General features: G+C 51.7%; 2 protein-coding genes. Both read right to left on the bottom strand.

The features are described 5' to 3' along the window. Positions 1-211, bottom strand: a 211-nt coding sequence (locus AC1DRJ_RS32135; RefSeq protein WP_477805630.1) for a HipA N-terminal domain-containing protein, incomplete at its 3' end; no start/stop codon positions are given. Beyond that, entirely contained in the window at positions 208-459 is a 252-nt protein-coding gene (locus AC1DRJ_RS32130) for a helix-turn-helix transcriptional regulator (RefSeq protein WP_477805629.1), read from the bottom strand. The genes AC1DRJ_RS32135 and AC1DRJ_RS32130, both read right to left, overlap by 4 nt. Between the last annotated feature and the right edge of the window lie 70 nt (positions 460-529).

Here is a 529-nt window from a genome sequence, read left to right as displayed (position 1 = left end):
GCTCCAGAACATAACCTTCCGGCAGGTTCATCTGGAAAATTGGATGCAGGTCGCGTCGACGGAATTCRTCTGGTCGCACAGGCATCGACAAACTGATCGCCATGGCAGGCAATGCATCTTCGTCATAGCGAAACAGGAAATCCTCGGCACTGGTGAAGATTCTGCCGCTATTGCCCTCTGGGGTACCGACACTGAGAGAAGTCATTTTCATTCGAACAGATCCCCAAGTTCTTCAAGCGTCGGCATCGCAGCCGGAGTGACCGATAACTCACAATCCAGCGCAGCCAGAATCCGTGCAAAAGCGATCATTCCGACGCTAAGGGTGCCCTTTTCTACCGCGATGACTTTATGTCGCGTCAGCCCCGCGAGTTCGGCAAGCTGGACTTGCGTCAGGCCACGATTGATACGTTTTTCGCGTATTTGCTTGCCGAGGCGAACGATGATGAGCGAGTAGTCCATGTGCAGTTACCGTAACATTCATCACTCAATGTATCGTATACATAACATGCAAGCTACTCAGCATGACTAG

This window comes from Pseudomonas sp. P5_B2 (genome assembly GCF_056400445.1).
The sequence above is the reverse complement of the archived record's forward strand: the minus strand, read 5'-3'. Positions and strand labels throughout refer to the sequence as shown.